Source organism: Streptomyces sp. NRRL S-495 (assembly GCF_000966955.1).
GTDB classification, from domain to species: Bacteria; Actinomycetota; Actinomycetes; order Streptomycetales; family Streptomycetaceae; genus Kitasatospora; species Kitasatospora purpeofusca.
The window spans coordinates 1-357 of the sequence record NZ_JZWY01000980.1; the positions used below are offsets into that span (position 1 = coordinate 1).

A 357-nucleotide genomic window follows, 5' to 3' on the forward strand; every position below is an offset into this window, starting at 1 on the left:
GCCGGAGACCGCGAACCCCTTGCTGGTCACCCAGTTCCCCCGGCTGGTGGTCTGGTTGACCGAGAAGTCGCCGATGACGCCGGAGCCCGGGGAGTTGTGGACGGTGTAGTACGCGGGCTTGCCGCCGACCAGCTTGTAGTCGCTGTTGTTCGGCACGTAGACGGAGATCGTGCAACTGCCGGTCGTGACCGGTGCGGTGGAGAACGTCCAGACCACCGAGTTGTCGTTGTCGTCCTTGGTGTCCGAGCCGGACATCGGCAGCGACACGTACTTGCCGTTGCAGCCCGAACCGGTGTACCCGCCGGTCGAGCTGCTGAGCCAGCCGGTGGAGCCCTGCTCCCAGTAGCCGTGCTGGGC

1 pseudogene is annotated in these 357 nt (G+C 66.4%); it reads right to left on the bottom strand.

From position 1 onward, the window contains the following. Nucleotides 1-357: pseudogene (locus tag VR45_RS37430) on the bottom strand (hypothetical protein); the annotation flags it as partial.